Source organism: Pseudomonas sp. Pso3, assembly GCF_055393275.1.
The window spans coordinates 3381428-3397126 of sequence record NZ_AP043687.1 but is presented as its reverse complement, the minus strand read 5'-3'; the positions used below and the strand labels follow the sequence as shown (position 1 = coordinate 3397126).

Annotated in this window: 13 protein-coding genes; 7 read left to right on the top strand and 6 right to left on the bottom strand. The window is 66.7% G+C overall.

Annotated features, from left to right (window positions below):
* Window positions 1-46: 46 nt before the first annotated feature.
* Entirely contained in the window at window positions 47-2458 is a 2412-nt protein-coding gene (locus ACZ5R1_RS16090; RefSeq protein ID WP_464712541.1) for a hybrid sensor histidine kinase/response regulator, read from the top strand.
* 27 nt (window positions 2459-2485) lie between these two features.
* Window positions 2486-3055 (top strand): biliverdin-producing heme oxygenase, encoded by a 570-nt coding sequence (locus ACZ5R1_RS16085; protein WP_169854106.1) that lies wholly within the window; start codon window positions 2486-2488, stop codon window positions 3053-3055.
* 7 nt (window positions 3056-3062) lie between these two features.
* On the opposite strand, the gene ACZ5R1_RS16080 is transcribed toward ACZ5R1_RS16085, so the two are convergent.
* Complete coding sequence (locus tag ACZ5R1_RS16080; RefSeq protein WP_115945973.1) at window positions 3063-3938, bottom strand: hypothetical protein; 876 nt, start codon at window positions 3936-3938, stop codon at window positions 3063-3065.
* Window positions 3939-4123: 185 nt separating this feature from the next.
* Between ACZ5R1_RS16080 and ACZ5R1_RS16075 the strand changes: the two genes are divergently transcribed.
* The gene (locus tag ACZ5R1_RS16075) at window positions 4124-5143 is read left to right on the top strand and encodes a quinone-dependent dihydroorotate dehydrogenase (protein WP_115945975.1); all 1020 of its coding nucleotides are present in this window, start codon (window positions 4124-4126) and stop codon (window positions 5141-5143) included.
* Between the two features lie 119 nt (window positions 5144-5262).
* Here the strand turns inward: ACZ5R1_RS16075 and rmf are convergent, their stop codons facing one another.
* The gene (rmf, locus tag ACZ5R1_RS16070) at window positions 5263-5478 is read right to left on the bottom strand and encodes a ribosome modulation factor (RefSeq protein WP_464713291.1); all 216 of its coding nucleotides are present in this window, start codon (window positions 5476-5478) and stop codon (window positions 5263-5265) included.
* Window positions 5479-5795: 317 nt separating this feature from the next.
* Between rmf and rlmKL the strand changes: the two genes are divergently transcribed.
* A complete protein-coding gene (gene rlmKL, locus ACZ5R1_RS16065; protein WP_464712540.1) occupies window positions 5796-7967 on the top strand; it encodes a bifunctional 23S rRNA (guanine(2069)-N(7))-methyltransferase RlmK/23S rRNA (guanine(2445)-N(2))-methyltransferase RlmL in 2172 nt (723 codons plus the stop codon).
* A 166-nt stretch (window positions 7968-8133) separates the two neighbouring features.
* A complete protein-coding gene (locus tag ACZ5R1_RS16060) occupies window positions 8134-9168 on the top strand; it encodes an acyltransferase family protein (RefSeq protein WP_042135903.1) in 1035 nt (344 codons plus the stop codon).
* Here the strand turns inward: ACZ5R1_RS16060 and ACZ5R1_RS16055 are convergent.
* Window positions 9162-10220, bottom strand: a complete 1059-nt coding sequence (locus ACZ5R1_RS16055) for an oxidoreductase (protein WP_464712539.1) — start codon at window positions 10218-10220, stop codon at window positions 9162-9164. The genes ACZ5R1_RS16060 and ACZ5R1_RS16055 overlap by 7 nt on opposite strands.
* Before the next feature lie 81 nt (window positions 10221-10301).
* Window positions 10302-10739, bottom strand: coding sequence for an HPF/RaiA family ribosome-associated protein (locus ACZ5R1_RS16050; RefSeq protein ID WP_007159287.1), 438 nt, complete (start codon window positions 10737-10739; stop codon window positions 10302-10304).
* A 222-nt stretch (window positions 10740-10961) separates the two neighbouring features.
* Here ACZ5R1_RS16050 and ACZ5R1_RS16045 point away from each other — a divergent pair, with 222 nt between their 5' ends.
* Together ACZ5R1_RS16045 and ybaK are read left to right on the top strand one after the other, a co-directional pair.
* A complete protein-coding gene (locus ACZ5R1_RS16045; RefSeq protein WP_464712538.1) occupies window positions 10962-12026 on the top strand; it encodes a diguanylate cyclase in 1065 nt (354 codons plus the stop codon).
* A complete protein-coding gene (ybaK, locus tag ACZ5R1_RS16040) occupies window positions 12023-12493 on the top strand; it encodes a Cys-tRNA(Pro) deacylase (RefSeq protein WP_058792367.1) in 471 nt (156 codons plus the stop codon). Before ACZ5R1_RS16045 ends, ybaK begins: the two co-directional genes overlap by 4 nt.
* Before the next feature lie 161 nt (window positions 12494-12654).
* On the opposite strand, the gene xylB is transcribed toward ybaK, so the two are convergent.
* Both xylB and ACZ5R1_RS16030 read right to left on the bottom strand, forming a co-directional pair.
* Window positions 12655-14151, bottom strand: a complete 1497-nt coding sequence (gene xylB, locus ACZ5R1_RS16035; protein ID WP_042135897.1) for a xylulokinase — start codon at window positions 14149-14151, stop codon at window positions 12655-12657.
* A 72-nt stretch (window positions 14152-14223) separates the two neighbouring features.
* Window positions 14224-15699 carry a mannitol dehydrogenase family protein gene (locus ACZ5R1_RS16030; RefSeq protein ID WP_115946004.1) on the bottom strand — a complete coding sequence of 492 codons (1476 nt, stop codon included), beginning with the start codon at window positions 15697-15699 and terminating at the stop codon, window positions 14224-14226.

Genomic DNA, 15699 nt, shown 5'->3' with positions numbered 1-15699 from the left:
CGACCCGGCTCCCCTGAGCGAACAGATCCAAGGCCGACGTCCGTTTATGCCCCTCTCGAAACAGATCAAGATCCTCCTGGTAGAGGACAGCAAGCTCGACGCCGAGCTGATCCTGATCGAGCTGGAAAGGCACGGCTTCGAGCTGCAATCCAAGATCGTCTACGAGCGTACCGGTCTCACCCTGGCCCTGAGCCAGCAGACCTACGACATCATCCTTTCCGACATCATCCTGCCGGGCTTCTCCGGTGCCGAGGCCCTGCGCGTGGCGCGGGCGCTGGCGCCGGAAACGCCTTTCATCTTCGTCTCGGGCATCTTCGGTGAGGTGCACGCCGTGGAGATGATGCGCCTGGGTGCCAACGACTATGTGCTCAAGCAGAGCATGGAGCTCCTGGCCAAGGCCGTCGAGCGGGCGCTGCTGGTGGTGCACGAGCGCCGCGAGCGGCGCCGCGCCGAAGAAGCCCTGCACAGCCTGGAGGTCAGGTCCCGCCTGGCGATGGACGCCTCCCGCCTGGGCATGTGGGAGTATTTGCCGGCCAGTCGTACCCTGGTCTGGGATGAGCGCTGCAAGGCCATGTTCGGGCTGCCGGCCGATGCGGTGGTCGATCTCGAGGTCTTCGAACGGCTGTGCGGCAGCGATGGCCTCGAGCGCTTTCTGCATACGGTCCGCCAGGCGAGCGCCGATGAGCGCGACGACGACTATCGCAGCGAATACCGCATTCGCCTGGACAACGGCGCCCAGCGCTGGGTCGAGACCCGCGGCCAGCCCTTCTTCGACGCCGGCGTCTGCACCCGCTTTCTGGGCGTGATGCTCGACATCACCCAGCAGCGCGATGCCGCGGAAAAGCTTGAGCGGCTCAACGTCAGTCTCGGCGAGCGCGTCGAAGAACGTACCCGGGAGCGCGATCGGACCTGGGACCTCACCCGCGATCTGCTGCTGGTGTGCAAGCCCGATGGCACCCTGGTGGCGCTCAACCCGGCCTGGGAAGAAAATCTGGGCTGGTCCCGAGTGGAGCTGCTCGATTCCTCGCTGCTGGCGCTGGTACATCCCGACGAGCGCTTCATCACCGACAACGAACTCAAGCAGCTGGCCACCGGCGCGACCAGCCAGCGCTTCGTCAACCGCATCCGCCATCGTGACGGCAGCTATCGCTGGATTTCCTGGACGGCGGTACCGGATGCCGGCATGACCTATTGCTCCGGGCGCGACATCTCCTCGGAAGTCCTGGCGATGGAAGAGCTGGCGGCAGCGAACCGCCAGCTGCGCGAGCAGATCGACGAGCGCGAGCGGGTCGAGGCGACCCTGCAGCAGATGCAGCGACTGGAAGCCGTGGGTCAGCTCACGGCGGGCGTGGCCCATGACTTCAACAACCTGCTCACCGTGGTGCTCAGCAGCGCCAGCTTCCTCGAGCGCGACCTGACGCGCCTGGCGGCCAGCGACAAGACCCAGGGACGGGTGCAGAACATCCGCGAAGCGGGCGAGCGGGGCGCCAAGCTCACCGCCCAGCTGCTGGCCTTTTCCCGTCGCCAGCGGCTGGCGCCCAAGCCGGTCAAGCTCAACGAAACCGTCGAGGGCATGCTTGAGCTGCTGCGCAGTACCATGGGCGGCAGTGTCTGGATCGAGACCCACCTGCGCGCCGATTGCTGGCACGCCCTGGTCGATCCGACCCAGATCGAACTCATCATCCTCAACCTGGCGATCAATGCCCGGGATGCCATGGCGGTCGGCGGCACCCTGCGCCTGAGCACCTCCAACCAGACCATCAGCGAGCCGCCGCAGCGTCCCGAGGAACCCGAACCGGGCGAATACGTGCTGTTGGCGGTGCAGGATTCCGGTACCGGGATGAGCGAAGAGGTGCTGGCCAAGGCCTTCGAACCCTTCTTCACCACCAAGGAGGTGGGCAAGGGCTCCGGTCTGGGCCTGGCCCAGGTGTTCGGCTTCGCCAAGCAGTCCGGTGGCGGGGTCCGCATCGAGACGCAGATGGGCAGGGGCACCACGGTGCTGGTCTATCTGCCGCGTACCGAGGCGGAGGATGCCCAGGATCCGATCGGGCTACCGGCCCTGGGTCGCGACGAGCAGGCCGCCGAGCGCCGCATCCTGCTGGTCGACGACGACCACGCGGTACGCAACGTGACCGCCGCGCTGCTGGCCGATCTCGGCTATCAGGTGGTGGAGGCCAGCAATGGCTTCGCCGCCCTGAGTGCGCTGGAGCGCGATCCGCAGATCGATCTGCTGCTGGCGGATTTCGCCATGCCCGGCATGAACGGTGCCGAGCTGGCCCGCCAGGTGCGCAAGCGGCTGCCGCAGTTGCCGGTGGTCTTCATCACCGGCTATGCCGAACTGGGCGAACTCGATCCCGAACAATCCTTCATCGTTCCCAAGCCCTTTCGCGAGGCCGACCTGGCAGCCCGGCTGCAGGCCGCCCTGCGCGGCGAGAAGCCCCAGCCTTCGCCGCTCTGAAGGCCGGCGCCAACTTGAGGTATTTGCGTGTCCTCCATCCGTGAAATGTTGCGCGCCGAGGGCGGTGCCCTGCACGAGCAGGTCGATGCGACCTTTGGCCGCTATGCGCTGCAGACCCGGCTGCATTACACCGCCTTTCTGCAGGCCCATGCCCAGGCTCTGATCGGTCTGGAAGACCTGCTGGAGCGCTCCGGCATCCAGCGCCTGCTGCCCGACTGGGCGGAGCGCCGCCGCACCGGGGTGCTGGCAGAGGATCTGCAGCGCCTGGCCGCCGAGCAGCCCGAACCCGTCGTCCTCGAGCGCCTGCTCGACGAAGGCGAGTGCTGGGGGGTGGCCTATGTCCTCGAAGGGTCTCGGCTGGGGTCGCGAATGCTGGATCGCCATGCCGGCGAGAGTCCCGACGAGGCGGTGCGCGACGCCCGGGCCTATCTGGGCCACGTGCCGCCCAAGGGCGCCTGGCCAGGCTTTCTGCAGCGTCTGGACGAGGCGGGCAGCGATGCGCGCCTGCATCCGGCGATGCTGGCCGGCCAGCGGCTGGCCTTCGAGGTCTTTCTGGCGGCGGGGCAGCGACATGCGCCGGCGGTAGCCGCCCCCTGAGCGGTTTCTAGAGCGCCTGCAGGTAGCCGATCACCTCGGCAGCGCCCAGGCGTTCGAGAATCTCGCTGAGGACCCGGGTGCTCGCCACCTCGCTGGGCAGCAGCAACCACTCCAGATCCTGGCCCGGGGCGGGCAGTGGCAGGCGCGCATAGTCGAGCTTCAGGCCCAGCAGCACCTGGATGAAGTCGGGGTGGTTCCAGACCGCATTGGGCAGGGCATAGACTGCGAAAGCCTCCTGCAGGCGGTCGATGGCCGCCGGATCCAGGCGCAGGCACTGGATCTGCGCCGGCACCTCTACGGCGATCCCGCGGATGCGGGCGTAGGCGATGATGCTGGCGAAGGCGAGGGTGGTGGCCGTATCGTTTTCCAGGAACAGTCGGGTACCCCGCCAGCTGGCCTGGCGCAGACGCAGGGGCTGTTCCGCAGACAGATTCGGCAAGGTGCGATAGAGCGCCGCCTGGAAATCCCGATAGCCGATGATCCGCACCTGTTCGCGCGCCGCGGGCAGGGCGGCCAGTTCCTCCAGCTGTACCGCCGTATCGAGCGTGCTGTCGCCGAGGCGCTGGCAGAGGCCATCGATGGCACGCAGGTCGAGGGCGGCGGCCTGCAGCGTATCGGCGACCACCAGCCGACTGAGCAGGGCATGGGCGTGGCCCTTGATCTCCTGGGTCGGTCCGGACAGGGCGGCGCGGGGCAGGCCGAGCAGCAGGTGCAGCGGATGGCCTTCATCCCACCAAAGGCTGTCGGTAGGCGCGGGCAAGGGGACGAAGGCGTCGGCCAGGCGTTCCAGGCAACGCTGGATCCGGCGGCTGGCCAGGGAAGGATGCAGATGCAAGGCCAGCGAAGACCAGGGGCTGCCCAGGAGGTTGGCACTGTTGCTCATGAGGTCTCCGGGGCGGATAGGAACTGCACGACCGAGTCTAGCGTGGCAAAGACCGCGCTATCGTCAAATGATTCCCGAAAGGTAGGATCTTTTGTGCGAGTGACCGTTCGCCTCCGGAGCGAGCGACGTATGGCCGGTGGCAAGCCTGTATAATGCGCGCTTTCCGAATCGCCTGTGAGTCCGCCATGTACGACGCGCTCCGTCCTCTGCTCTTCAAAATGTCTCCCGAAGGATCGCACGATCTGGCGCTGGACCTGATCGGTGCCGCGGGTCGTCTGGGCCTGACCGGGCTCGGCCGGCGGCCGGGTCGGCTACCGGTCCAGGTCATGGGCCTGGAGTTTCCCAATCCGGTGGGCCTGGCCGCCGGACTCGACAAGAACGGCGCCGCTATCGACGGCTTCGCCGGCCTGGGTTTCGGCTTCATCGAGATCGGTACCGTGACGCCGCGGCCGCAGCCGGGCAATCCCAAGCCGCGGCTGTTCCGCCTGGAGCAGGCTGACGCCATCATCAACCGCATGGGTTTCAACAATGCGGGCGTGGATGCGCTGATCGAACGGGTCAAGGCCGCCCGCTTCCGGGGCGTACTGGGGATCAACATCGGCAAGAATGCCACTACTCCGGTGGAGCGGGCGGTGGAGGACTACCTGATTGGCCTGGACCGGGTCTATGCCCATGCCAGCTACATCACGGTGAACGTCAGCTCGCCCAATACGCCCGGCCTGCGCAGCCTGCAATTCGGCGACGCGCTCAAGAGCCTGCTGGAAGCCCTGCGCCAGCGCCAGGAAGACCTGGCGGTCCAGCACGGCCGCCGCGTGCCCATCGCCATCAAGATCGCCCCGGACCTGACCGATGAAGAGATCGTGCTGACCGCCCAGGCGATTCGCGATGCCGGGATGGACGCCATCATCGCCACCAACACCACCCTGGGCCGGGAAGGGGTGGAGAATCTGCCCTATGCCGCCGAGGCCGGCGGCCTGTCGGGCGCCCCGGTACGCGAGAAGAGCACCCATGTGGTGCGGGTGCTGGCTGGTGAGCTGGGTGGTCGGCTGCCGATCATCGCGGCGGGCGGGATCCTGTCGGGCGAGGATGCGGCGGAGAAGATCGCGGCGGGTGCCAGTCTGGTGCAGCTCTACAGCGGCTTCATCTATCGCGGACCGGCCTTGATCCGCGAAGCCGTGGATGCCATTGCAGCAGCGCGCCCCTGAGGGGGAGGGGGCTCGCTGGGAGCCCCCGTGGGACCAGGTCCCTGATCCTGGGAGAGGATCTGACTGGAAAACAACCAGAACGCTATGGGAAGCCCTGGGCTTCCGCTAGTGAAATCGAATTAGCCTACGGCTTGAAGTTGATTCATGCGTTGAAGACCGGCGGTGCCTACGTAGCCGTCCCATTGGTCGCTACGGCCCTCACGCCAGCCATTGAGCCAGGCCTGCCGGACGGCGTCCTGGGTGAAGGGGCAGAGGTCCCGCGATTTGCCCACGATGCCGTGCTGATAACCACGCTGGAAAGCTCGTTCCATTGGATTACGCTTGAGTCTTCTCATAGGGTAGTGCCCTCGTAGGTTGACTTGCAGATTGTCCATGGCCCGTTGCAGGCCTGGATGCCAGAGCCGGCGTCCTGACATCCGCCCCGCACCTTCGCGCTGCGGGTGGTCAATTACTAACCAATGGCGCTCTGGCTGGGAACGACCTTTTAGCTATAAGCCGTAATCAAATCGAAATGAAATGGCGATAAACCGCCGCTGGAATGCCGTCACTGCGGCTTGTTGAGACGCAGTCAAACTTTCACGCAAGGGGCTGTCCTCATCGGTCAATCCGACCAAAGGCAGAAAGTTCCTTGCGCTAACCTATGGATTCAACGATGTCCGCGATGCAACAACTCATCCTCACCTGTCCCAAGGGACTCGAGACCCTGCTGCTGGAAGAGGCCCAGGGCCTCGGCTTGCAGGAGGCCCGCAGCCAGACCGCGGCGGTGCGCGGCGAAGCCAGTCTCGCGGATGCCTACCGCCTGTGCCTCTGGTCGCGCCTGGCCAACCGGGTGCTGCTGGTGCTGGCGCGCTTCCCGGTGGAAGACCCCCAGGGGCTGTACCTGGGCGTGCATGGCGTGGAATGGGAAGAGCACCTGGCGCCCACCGGCACCCTGGCGGTGGGCTTCAGCGGCCAGGGCGCGGGCATCGACAACACCCACTTCGGCGCGCTCAAGGTCAAGGACGCCATCGTCGACCGCCTGCGCGAGCGCACCGGGCAGCGGCCCACGGTGGACAAGGTTGCTCCGGATCTGCGCGTCCACCTGCACCTGGAGCGCGGCCAGGCCATCCTCTCGCTGGATCTCTCCGGTCAGAGCCTGCACCAGCGCGGCTATCGCCTGCAGCAGGGCGCGGCGCCGCTCAAGGAAAACCTGGCGGCCGCGGTGCTGATCCGTGCCGGCTGGCCGGCCCTGGCCGCGGCCGGTGGCGCCCTGGCCGACCCCATGTGTGGGGTGGGCACCTTCCTGGTCGAGGCCGGCTTGATGGCCGCGGACATCGCCCCCAACCTGCGCCGCGAGCGCTGGGGCTTTTCCGGCTGGCTGGGCCATGTGCCCGCCCTCTGGCAGCAACTGCACCAGGAGGCTGAAGCGCGAGCCACTGCGGGCCTGGCCAGGACGCCGGTCTGGATCCGCGGCTACGAAGCCGATCCGCGGCTGATCCAGCCGGCGCGCAACAACATCGAGCGGGCCGGGCTGTCCGAGTGGATCAAGGTCTACCAGGGCGAGGTCGCCAGCTTCGAGCCGCGTTCGGACAAGGGCCAGACCGGCCTGGTGATCTGCAACCCGCCCTATGGCGAGCGCCTGGGTGACGAAGCCAGCCTGCTGTACCTCTACCAGAATCTCGGCGAGCGCCTGCGCCAGGCCTGCCTGGGCTGGCGCGCAGGGGTCTTTACCGGCGCGCCCGAGCTGGGCAAGCGCATGGGCATCCGCAGTCACAAGCAATACGCCTTCTGGAATGGCGCCTTGCCCTGCAAGCTGCTGATGTTCGAGGTGGAGACCCGCCAGTTCGTCACCGGCAGTCGCAGTGGCGAACGCCCGGCCAATGCCCAGGCGGCGGAGCCGGCCAAGCTCAGCGAAGGCGGGCAGATGTTCGCCAATCGGCTGCAGAAGAATCTCAAGCAGCTCGGCAAGTGGGCCCGCAGCCAGAGCGTGCAGTGCTATCGCCTGTATGACGCCGACATGCCCGAGTACGCGGTGGCGGTGGATCTCTATGGCGATCGCGTGCACGTGCAGGAATACGCACCGCCGCGCTCCATCGACCCGGACAAGGCCCAGGCGCGCCTGCTCGACGCCCTGGCCGCCATTCCCCAGGCGTTGAACATCGATCCGTCACTGGTGGTGGTCAAGCGCCGTGAGCGGCAGAGCGGCACCAAGCAGTACGAACGCCAGGCCGCCCAGGGTGAATTTCTGCAAGTGGAAGAAGCGGGCGCCAAGCTGCTGGTCAACCTCACCGACTACCTGGATACCGGGCTGTTCCTCGATCACCGTCCGCTGCGTCTGCGGCTGCGCCAGGAAGCCCAGGGCAAGCGTTTCCTCAATCTGTTCTGCTACACCGGCGCCGCCACGGTGCAGGCGGCAGTGGGCGGGGCACGCAGCACCACCAGCGTCGACCTCTCGCGCACCTACCTGGACTGGGCCCGGCGCAACCTGGCGCTCAACGGCTTTTCCGAGCGGCACCGCCTGGAACAGGGCGATGTCCTGCACTGGCTGGAAAACGATCGCGGCGAATACGATCTGATCTTCGTCGACCCGCCGACCTTCTCCAACTCCAAGCGCCTGGAAGGGGTGTTCGACGTCCAGCGCGATCACGTCGCCCTGCTCGACTCGGCCATGGCCCACCTGAGTCGCAACGGCGTGCTGTATTTCTCCAACAACTTCCGCAAGTTCGAACTGGATACGAGTCTGGCCGAGCGCTATCGCGTCGAAGAGATCAGCGCCAGCACCCTGGATCCGGATTTCGCGCGCAATCCCAAGATCCATCGCGCCTGGCGGTTCAGCCTGCAATGAGGTCAGCCGCCTGAACTGCCGCTGAACGGGTCGGGCACTGAGCCGTTCAGCCTGTGAACCGGCGCAATCCAGCCTTTTCCCACGAACGCCCCAGCAGCCCATGCCGTCCACAATGACGGCGCAGCGCTGGGTCGTGCCTGGCGGACGAGGAGGGAAAGGTTCTACGATGCTGGTTTCACTGCAGGCTCTCAGGGCCCTGGCCGCCTGGCTGGTGGTCTTTCATCACTTCATGCAGGTGTTCTTCGATTTCCACGCCGACAGCCTCGGCGGCCATCTGCTCTCCACCCGGGGGCAGGTCGGGGTCGACATCTTCTTCGTGCTCAGCGGCTTCGTGATCCACCTGTCCACCGCGGGCCGGCCACTCAGGCGCAGTACCTTCCTCTGGCATCGCATCGCCCGCATCGTCCCGGCCTACTGGCTGTACACCGCAGTGACGGCGCTGATCCTCTATCTGGCCAGCGACGTGATGCCGATCTATGGGGTCGCCGCGCGCGAATTGCTGCTCTCGCTGTTCTTCATTCCCAGCGAGAATCCGGCGGGCTTCGGCCACTATCCGATCCTGCCGGTGGGCTGGACGCTCAACTTCGAGATGCTGTTCTACCTGCTGTTCGCCCTGTCCTTTGGTGTGGCCGAGCGCTGGCGCATCGGGATGGTCAGCCTGCTGGTGATCCTGGTCAGCCTGGTGCTGGCCCGCGAGTCCTTTGTCAGCAGCTTCTATCGCAATCCGATCATCTTCGAATTCCTGCTAGGCGTGAGCCTGGCGGCGCTCTATCGCCGTGGCGCCCTGCGCGGACCCAAACCCCTGGCCCTGGTGGCGGCCCTGGCGGCACTGACCTGCCTGGTGGCTTTTCCCGCCGATCATCCCTGGCGCCTGCTGACCTGGGGCGTGCCCAGTGCGGTACTGGTCGGCGCCTGCGTGATCCTCGAACCCTGGTTCGCCGGCTCGCGGCTGTGCAAGGCGCTTGGGGACTGGTCCTATTCGGTCTATCTGGTGCACGTGATCGTGCTCTGGCTGGGCGACTACTGGCTGCACCAGCAGTGGGGATTCAGTCCCTACCAGACCCTGATGGTCTGCCTGCCGGTGATCCTGCTGCTGGCCTGGGCCAGCTACGAGTGGATCGAGCGCCGCCTGTCGCGCACCCTGCGCCAGCTGGGCGAGCGCCTGGCCGGACGGCGCCCGCAGTGGGTGGCCGGTCAGTAGGCCGCGCGTTCCGCCGCGCTGAGTTCGGGCATCAGCGCCCGACCTTCCGCCGAGGAACGCTGCGCCGCTTCCAGCAGGGCCATGAGGGCGCAAGCCTGGGCCGGGCTGACGGGATTGCCGGCGCGACCGGCGAGGGCTTCGACCAAGGCGAGGTAGTAGCGACGGTGATCGCCCGCCGGCGTCGGCAGGGCCTGGCGCTCGCCGCTGGCGTCGATCAGCCAGCCCGGATCCGGATCCTGGCCCCAGTCGGGACCACCGGGGCGCACGCCGGCCTTGAGCGCGTCCTCCTGACGATCCGCACCCTGTTTTATCCAGCTGCCCGCGGTGCCCTGGGCAAGAAAGCGTGGCACACCGCCGGCAGCCAGCATCCCGGCTCTCAGGGTCACTTGACGGGTGCCGTAGTCCAGCTGCACCTGGAACCAGTCGTCGGTGAGGGCGCCGGGTCGTTGCCGCACCAGCTGCGCCTGCAGGCGCTCGGGCAGGCCGAACAGACAGAGTGCCTGATCCAGCAGATGGGGACCGAGATCGAACCAGAGGCCACTGCCGGGCAGCGCGGCTTCGCGCCAGCGCGTCCGCACCTCGGGACGAAAGCGCTCGATACGGGATTCCAGGCTGGTCAATTCACCCAGGGCGCCGCTGGCCAGGACTGCCTGCAAGCCGAGAAAATCGCTGTCCCAGCGACGATTCTGGAACACCGACAGCAACCGGCCGGCCTGTTCGGCTTCCGCGGCCAGTTGCCGGGCTTCGGCCAGGGTCACGGTAAAAGGCTTGTCGACCACCACGTGCTTGCCGGCGGCCAGGGCGGCGCTGGCGAGAGGCGCATGGGTCTGGTTGGGTGAGGCGATCACCACCAGGTCGATGGCCGGATCCCTCACGGCCGCCAGGTAATCCGCGGTGACGCGTACCCCGGGCAGATCGGCCTGCACACGCGCGGCATCCCGCGACGCCACCAGCTCCAGGGAGAGCCCAGGGATGGAGCTCAGCAGGGGGCCATGAAAGGTCTGACCGACGAAGCCGTAACCGATCAGGGCGACGCGAAAGGGGGAGGGCATGGGGCTTCCTTGTGCCGGGGTGGAAAACAGCGAGGCCGCTCAGGGAGCGGCCTCGGTTGAACGCTAGCGTCTAACGGCGCATCACTTCAACTGGTGATCGTGAGCCAGTTGCTCCCGTTCGAGGAATTCGTCCTGCCGCAGCGAGTCCTGGAATTCTTCGGAATCTTCCAGGGCCAGGGGGTCATTGAGTTCACCGCCCGACAGCCGCTTCTTTTCCAGCTTGCCGGAGAGGTTGCTGATGGCCCGGTGCAGCTTGTCGGCTGCGCCATCCACCGCCTGTTCCAGGGATTCGGCCTTGTGCGTCACCGAAAGCGGCTGATGGCCCTTGATGCGGGCCTCCATCTGGCACCGCTTGTCCTGGGCGCCCGATTTGCCGGCGTTCTCGTCGTTGAGGTGCACCTCGACGCGGGTCAGGAGTTCGTCGAAGCGATCCAGGCGGTCTTCCACCACGGACGCCACCCAATTCTGCAAACCGGCGCTGCCTTCGATGTTGTGGTCACTGTTGACTTGGACTTGCATGCGGCTTCCTCTTTTTGACGGGCCTGCCCATTGGATGAGGCCGGTCAGGCCGAGGTTCAAGGCTGTTCGTCCGGTGTGCGTGTCACCCGATGTTTCCTTCTGGCAGTGTCTAGGGGCGTCGTAAGGTTCGGAACACGACGTTCAGGTCGCGGTCGCTGGCGTTTTGCCCTTGTCCACTGATAATGCGCGACCTTTCATCGTCCGTCGCAGTGGGGATCGTCAATGCCAGATGTGCTCACCCGTGGCCGCAATTTTGCCCGGCGGCTCTGGCTACCCCGTGCGATTGGTCTGTTGCTCAGCCTGAGTTGCATCGTCTCGGTGCAGCTCACCCAGCCGGTGTCCATCGGACTGTGGATCCTGCTGCTGGCCAATGCGCTGCTCTGGTCGCCGCTGGCCTACTGGCGCGCCGTCCGTGCGCGCGATCCCTATCGCACCGAACTGGGCAATCTGCTACTGGACTGCGGCTCGGCCGGCTTCTGGGCGGCGAGCATGGGCTTCAACCTCCTGCCCAGCGCGACGCTGCTCGCCATGACCGGTCTCAACATGCTCGGCGCCGGTGGCCTGGCGTTCTGGCGCCGAGGGCTGGTCGCGCAATTGGCGGGCATCCTGGTCGGCCTCGTGGTGCTGCGCCATCCGGTCGCCATCGAGACCTCCACCGCACAGATCTATGCCTGCCTGCCGATGATCATCGCCTATCCCTGGGCCCTGGGCCTGGTGAGCTTTCGCCTGGCGCAGCAGTTGTCGCGGCGCCAGCAGGAGCTGGAGCTGATCAGCAAGCAGGACGGCATGACCGGGCTGCACAACAGAACCCACTGGGATCAGCTGCTGCACCGGGAATTCGCCCGCTGCAAACGCAGCGGCGCCGAGGCCAGCCTGGTGATGATCGACCTGGACAACTTCAAGCTCATCAACGACCGCTTCGGCCATCAGGCCGGCGACGAGATGCTGCGCCAGTTTTCCGGTCTGCTGGCGCGCACCATCCGCACCAGCGATCTCGCCGGTCGTTTTGGCGGCGATGAATTCGGTATCCTCTTGCCCGACACCTCGCCCGAGCGGGCCCTGGACCTGATCCGGCGGCTGCAGGAGCGTCTGCACGACATGCAGGCAGGCGGCCCCGGCGACCGTCAGAACGTACGTGTCGGCCTGAGCTGCGGCATCGCCGGCTTCGACCGCGCCTACGATGACGTCGCCCATTGGCTGCAGGCGGCCGACTTCGCTCTCTACCGCGCCAAGGCGCAGGGCCGCGGGCGGGCGGAGGTGGCCGATCCCCAAGGAGTGCTGGCATGACCCCGGCGATAGAACTGCTCAAGAAGAGCCAGGTGCCCCACGAGGTGCTGAGCTACCACCATGACCCCAAGGCCGCCTCCTACGGCCTGGAAGCCGCCGAGAAACTCGGTCTGGCAGCGGAGACGGTGTTCAAGACCCTGCTGGCGGCAAGCGAGAAACAGGAATTGCTGGTGGCCATCGTGCCCGTCGCCGGCACCCTGGATCTCAAGGCCCTGGCCCAGGCGGCCGGGGTGAAGAAACTGGAGATGGCCAAACCCGACCAGGCCCAGCGCAGCACCGGCTACCTGGTGGGCGGCATCAGCCCGCTGGGGCAGAAGAAGCGGCTGCGCACCTTCATCGACGACTCCGCGGCGGTGTTGCCGAGCATCCATGTCAGTGCCGGGCGCCGGGGGCTGGAAGTCGCCCTGGCCCCGGCGGACCTCGCCCGCTTGCTGGACGCGCCCTTCGTGCCTATCGGCAAGGCCTGAGCGCCTGCCTGTCGGGTAAGGGTGGAAAACCGCGTAGCGTTTTCCTCGCGCCATCAGGCTGGTGGTGGACAAGGCTGCGCCGTTGTCCACCCTACGACGGGTTGGTTGCCGAAATTCAGTAGGGTGGAAAACCGCCTGGCGTTTTCCACCCCATCCGCCCGCTAGGCGATCCCGTAGCTCTCGCGCAGTTGCTGCCGATAGCGCTGGTAGGCCGCCTCGTACTCGGCGACCCGCGCCGGGTCCGGTTCGGCGCGGCTGGCCGGGTCCAGGTGCACGCAGCGCTCGGTGAGGCTGTCGAGCGACTCCGGGCGGCCCTGTTCGCGACTCCAGCACCAGGCGGCCTGCAAGGCGCCCCCCAGGGCCGCGGCTTCGCCGTGCACCGGGCAGACCACCGGGGTGTTCATCAGATCGGCGATCAGCTGCCGCCACACCGGGCTCCTGGCGCCGCCGCCGATGAGTCTGAGGGTGTCGCCGGGCATGCCCAGGTCGCGCAGCAGATCGAAGCCATATCTCAGGGCGAAGCTCACCCCCTCGACCACCGCCCGGCACAGATTGGCGCGGGTCAGGTTGGTGGCGGTAAGGCCATGCAGGCTGGCGGTGGCGGTCGGCAGCGCCGGGACCCGTTCGCCATTGAGGAAGGGCAGCATCAGTACCCCTTCCGCGCCGATGGGCGACTCCGCCACCAGACGGGTGAATTCCGCCAGGTCCAGGCCGAGCAACTCGCGGATCTGGCCGCTGGCATTGGTCAGGTTCATGGTACAGATCAGCGGCAGCCAGCCGCCGTTGGACGAGCAGAAGCCCGCCACGGCGGGATGGTCGCTGATGCGAGGTTCGTCGGAATACCCATAGAGGGTGCCCGAGGTGCCCAGGCTCAGGGTGATCTGGCCGGCGCGGCTGTTGCCGGTGCCCAGGGCGCCCATCATGTTGTCGCCGCCGCCGCTGGAGACCAGCGCCTGGGGATTGATGCCCAGTTGGCTGGCGACCTCCGGCCGCAGCCGTCCGACCGGCTGGTCGGCTTCGATCAGCACCGGCAGGGCGCGCTCCAGGCGCCCACTGGGGTCGATGTGGCGCAGCAACTCCAGATCGTACTGGCGCGTCCGCACATTGAAATAGCCGGTGCCCGAGGCGTCGCCGTATTCGGCCACGGCGCGTCCGGTCAGCCAGAAGTTCAGGTAATCGTGGGGCAGCAGCACCTGGGCGATCTGGTCGAACACCTCCGGGTGCTGTTCCTTGGTCCAGAGCAGCTTGGAGACGGTGTAGCCCGGCGCGATGGCCAGGCCCAGGCGCTCGATGGAGCCTTCCACGCCACCCAGGTGTTCCAGCAGGCGCTGGTTTTCCGGGGTGGATTCGGTGTCGCACCAGAGCTTGGCCGGCCGCAGGACCTTGCCGCTGTCGTCGAGCAATACCAGACCATGTTGCTGGCCGGAGACGCCGACGCCGAGGATGTCCTGGCCATCGCTGCCGGCCTGCGCCAGGGCGGCGCGGGTGGCCGCCACCAGGGCCCGGATCCAGTCTGCCGGATTCTGCTCGCGGCGGCCATTGGCGCCCTCGGTCAGGGGGTGAGGCGCACTGCCTTCACCCAGTACCACCCCGCGCTCGACATCCAGGATCACCGCCTTGGTGCCCTGGGTGCCGCAGTCTATCCCGAGAAACTTCATGCCTGGCCGCTCCTTGTTGTTGTTTGGGCTCGTATTGATCATCGACGCTGCCCAGGCAGCTTTTTGCCAAGGCTAGTCGCCGAGCAGGGTCTGCAAGGTGGCGCTGACCCCATGGGTACGCAAGTTGTACAGCTGCCGCTCGAAGGCGGCAACGAAGGCCGCGGATTTCGGGATGTGCTTACCGAAGATTTCCTCGGCGCCCAGCAGGCGCTCGGTGAGATTCTTCTGATCCTGCACCAGCTCTTCGCAGTAGTTGGCGCGCGGATCGGGAATGCGATAGGTCGCCCCGGTCTCGTCCACGCCCCGCAGATAGACCGCCCAGGCGGCCACCACCAGGGCGGCGCGATCCAGGTCCTTGCCGTCCTCGATCAGCCGGTTGATGGTCGGCACGGTGAATTTGGGAAACTTCGACGAACCGTCCGAGCAGACCCGCTCCAGCTGGTCGGCGATGGCGCGATTGGAGAAGCGCTCGATCAGGGTGTCCTTGTACTGGTCGAGATCGATGCCGGGCACCGGGGCCAGCTGCGGCGTCACGTCCTTGTCCATGTAGGTACGGATGTAGCGCACGAACAACGGGTCGGCCATGGTCTCGTGGACGAAGCGGTAGCCCTTGAGGAAGCCCAGGTAGGTCAGCGCCAGGTGGCTGCCGTTGAGCAGCTTGATCTTCATTTCCTCGTAGGGGGTGACGTCATCGGTGAACTGGACGCCGACGTCTTCCCAGGCCGGACGGCCGGCGACGAACTTGTCTTCCAGCACCCACTGCAGGAAGGGCTCGCAGACCACCGGCCAGGCGTCCTCGACCCCGTGTTCGGCCAGCAGCGCCTCGCGATGGGCGGTGCTGGTCATGGGGGTGATGCGATCGACCATGGCGTTGGGAAAGCTGACGTGCTCGGCGATCCAGCCGTGCAGCTCTTCATCCACCAGGGCGGCGTAGGCCAGCAGGGCCTTGCGGGTGACTTGCCCGTTGTGCGGGAGGTTGTCGCAGGACATCACGGTGAAGGGCCCGGTGCCCTCGGCGCGGCGCTTGGCCAGGGCCGCCAGCAGGAAGCCGAAGACGCTGCGCGGATCGCCCGGATGCTGCAGGTCGTGCTGGATCAGCGGCAGCTTGAAGTTGAATTCGCCGGTGCTGTCGTCCATGCAGTAGCCGCCCTCGGTGATGGTGAGGGAGACGATGCGGGTGCTGGGATGGGCCAGCTTGTCGATCAGCGTCTGGGTGCCGTCCTCGGCCAGCAGCATGCCGCTGATGGCGCCGACGACGCGCACCTCGGTGTCCGGCTCGTCGGCCAGCACCACCTGGGTGTAAAGATAGTCCTGGCCGGCCAGGGCATCGCGCATGGCGCGGTCTTCGGCGCGCAGGCCGACGCCGCAGATGCTCCAGTCCAGGTCGCGCCCCTGGTTCAGCAGGGCCTCGGTGTAGATGGCCTGGTGCGCGCGGTGGAAGCCGCCGACGCCGATATGGACGATACCCTGGCGCAGCTGGCAGGCGGCGTAGCCGGGCTTGGCGATGTAGTCGGGTAGTTGTTCGAGGTGCTGGCGATTGAGTTTCAC

What these genes read in the sequence shown, in the direction of transcription:
- ACZ5R1_RS16090 (WP_464712541.1), top strand. Translation starts at nt 47, where the DNA reads ATGCCCCTCTCGAAACAGATCAAGATCCTCCTGGTAGAGGACAGCAAG.
- ACZ5R1_RS16080 (WP_115945973.1), bottom strand. Translation starts at nt 3,938, where the DNA reads ATGAGCAACAGTGCCAACCTCCTGGGCAGCCCCTGGTCTTCGCTGGCC.
- ACZ5R1_RS16075 (WP_115945975.1), top strand. Translation starts at nt 4,124, where the DNA reads ATGTACGACGCGCTCCGTCCTCTGCTCTTCAAAATGTCTCCCGAAGGA.
- rmf (WP_464713291.1), bottom strand. Translation starts at nt 5,478, where the DNA reads ATGAGAAGACTCAAGCGTAATCCAATGGAACGAGCTTTCCAGCGTGGT.
- rlmKL (WP_464712540.1), top strand. Translation starts at nt 5,796, where the DNA reads ATGTCCGCGATGCAACAACTCATCCTCACCTGTCCCAAGGGACTCGAG.
- ACZ5R1_RS16060 (WP_042135903.1), top strand. Translation starts at nt 8,134, where the DNA reads ATGCTGGTTTCACTGCAGGCTCTCAGGGCCCTGGCCGCCTGGCTGGTG.
- ACZ5R1_RS16055 (WP_464712539.1), bottom strand. Translation starts at nt 10,220, where the DNA reads ATGCCCTCCCCCTTTCGCGTCGCCCTGATCGGTTACGGCTTCGTCGGT.
- ACZ5R1_RS16050 (WP_007159287.1), bottom strand. Translation starts at nt 10,739, where the DNA reads ATGCAAGTCCAAGTCAACAGTGACCACAACATCGAAGGCAGCGCCGGT.
- ACZ5R1_RS16045 (WP_464712538.1), top strand. Translation starts at nt 10,962, where the DNA reads ATGCCAGATGTGCTCACCCGTGGCCGCAATTTTGCCCGGCGGCTCTGG.
- ybaK (WP_058792367.1), top strand. Translation starts at nt 12,023, where the DNA reads ATGACCCCGGCGATAGAACTGCTCAAGAAGAGCCAGGTGCCCCACGAG.
- xylB (WP_042135897.1), bottom strand. Translation starts at nt 14,151, where the DNA reads ATGAAGTTTCTCGGGATAGACTGCGGCACCCAGGGCACCAAGGCGGTG.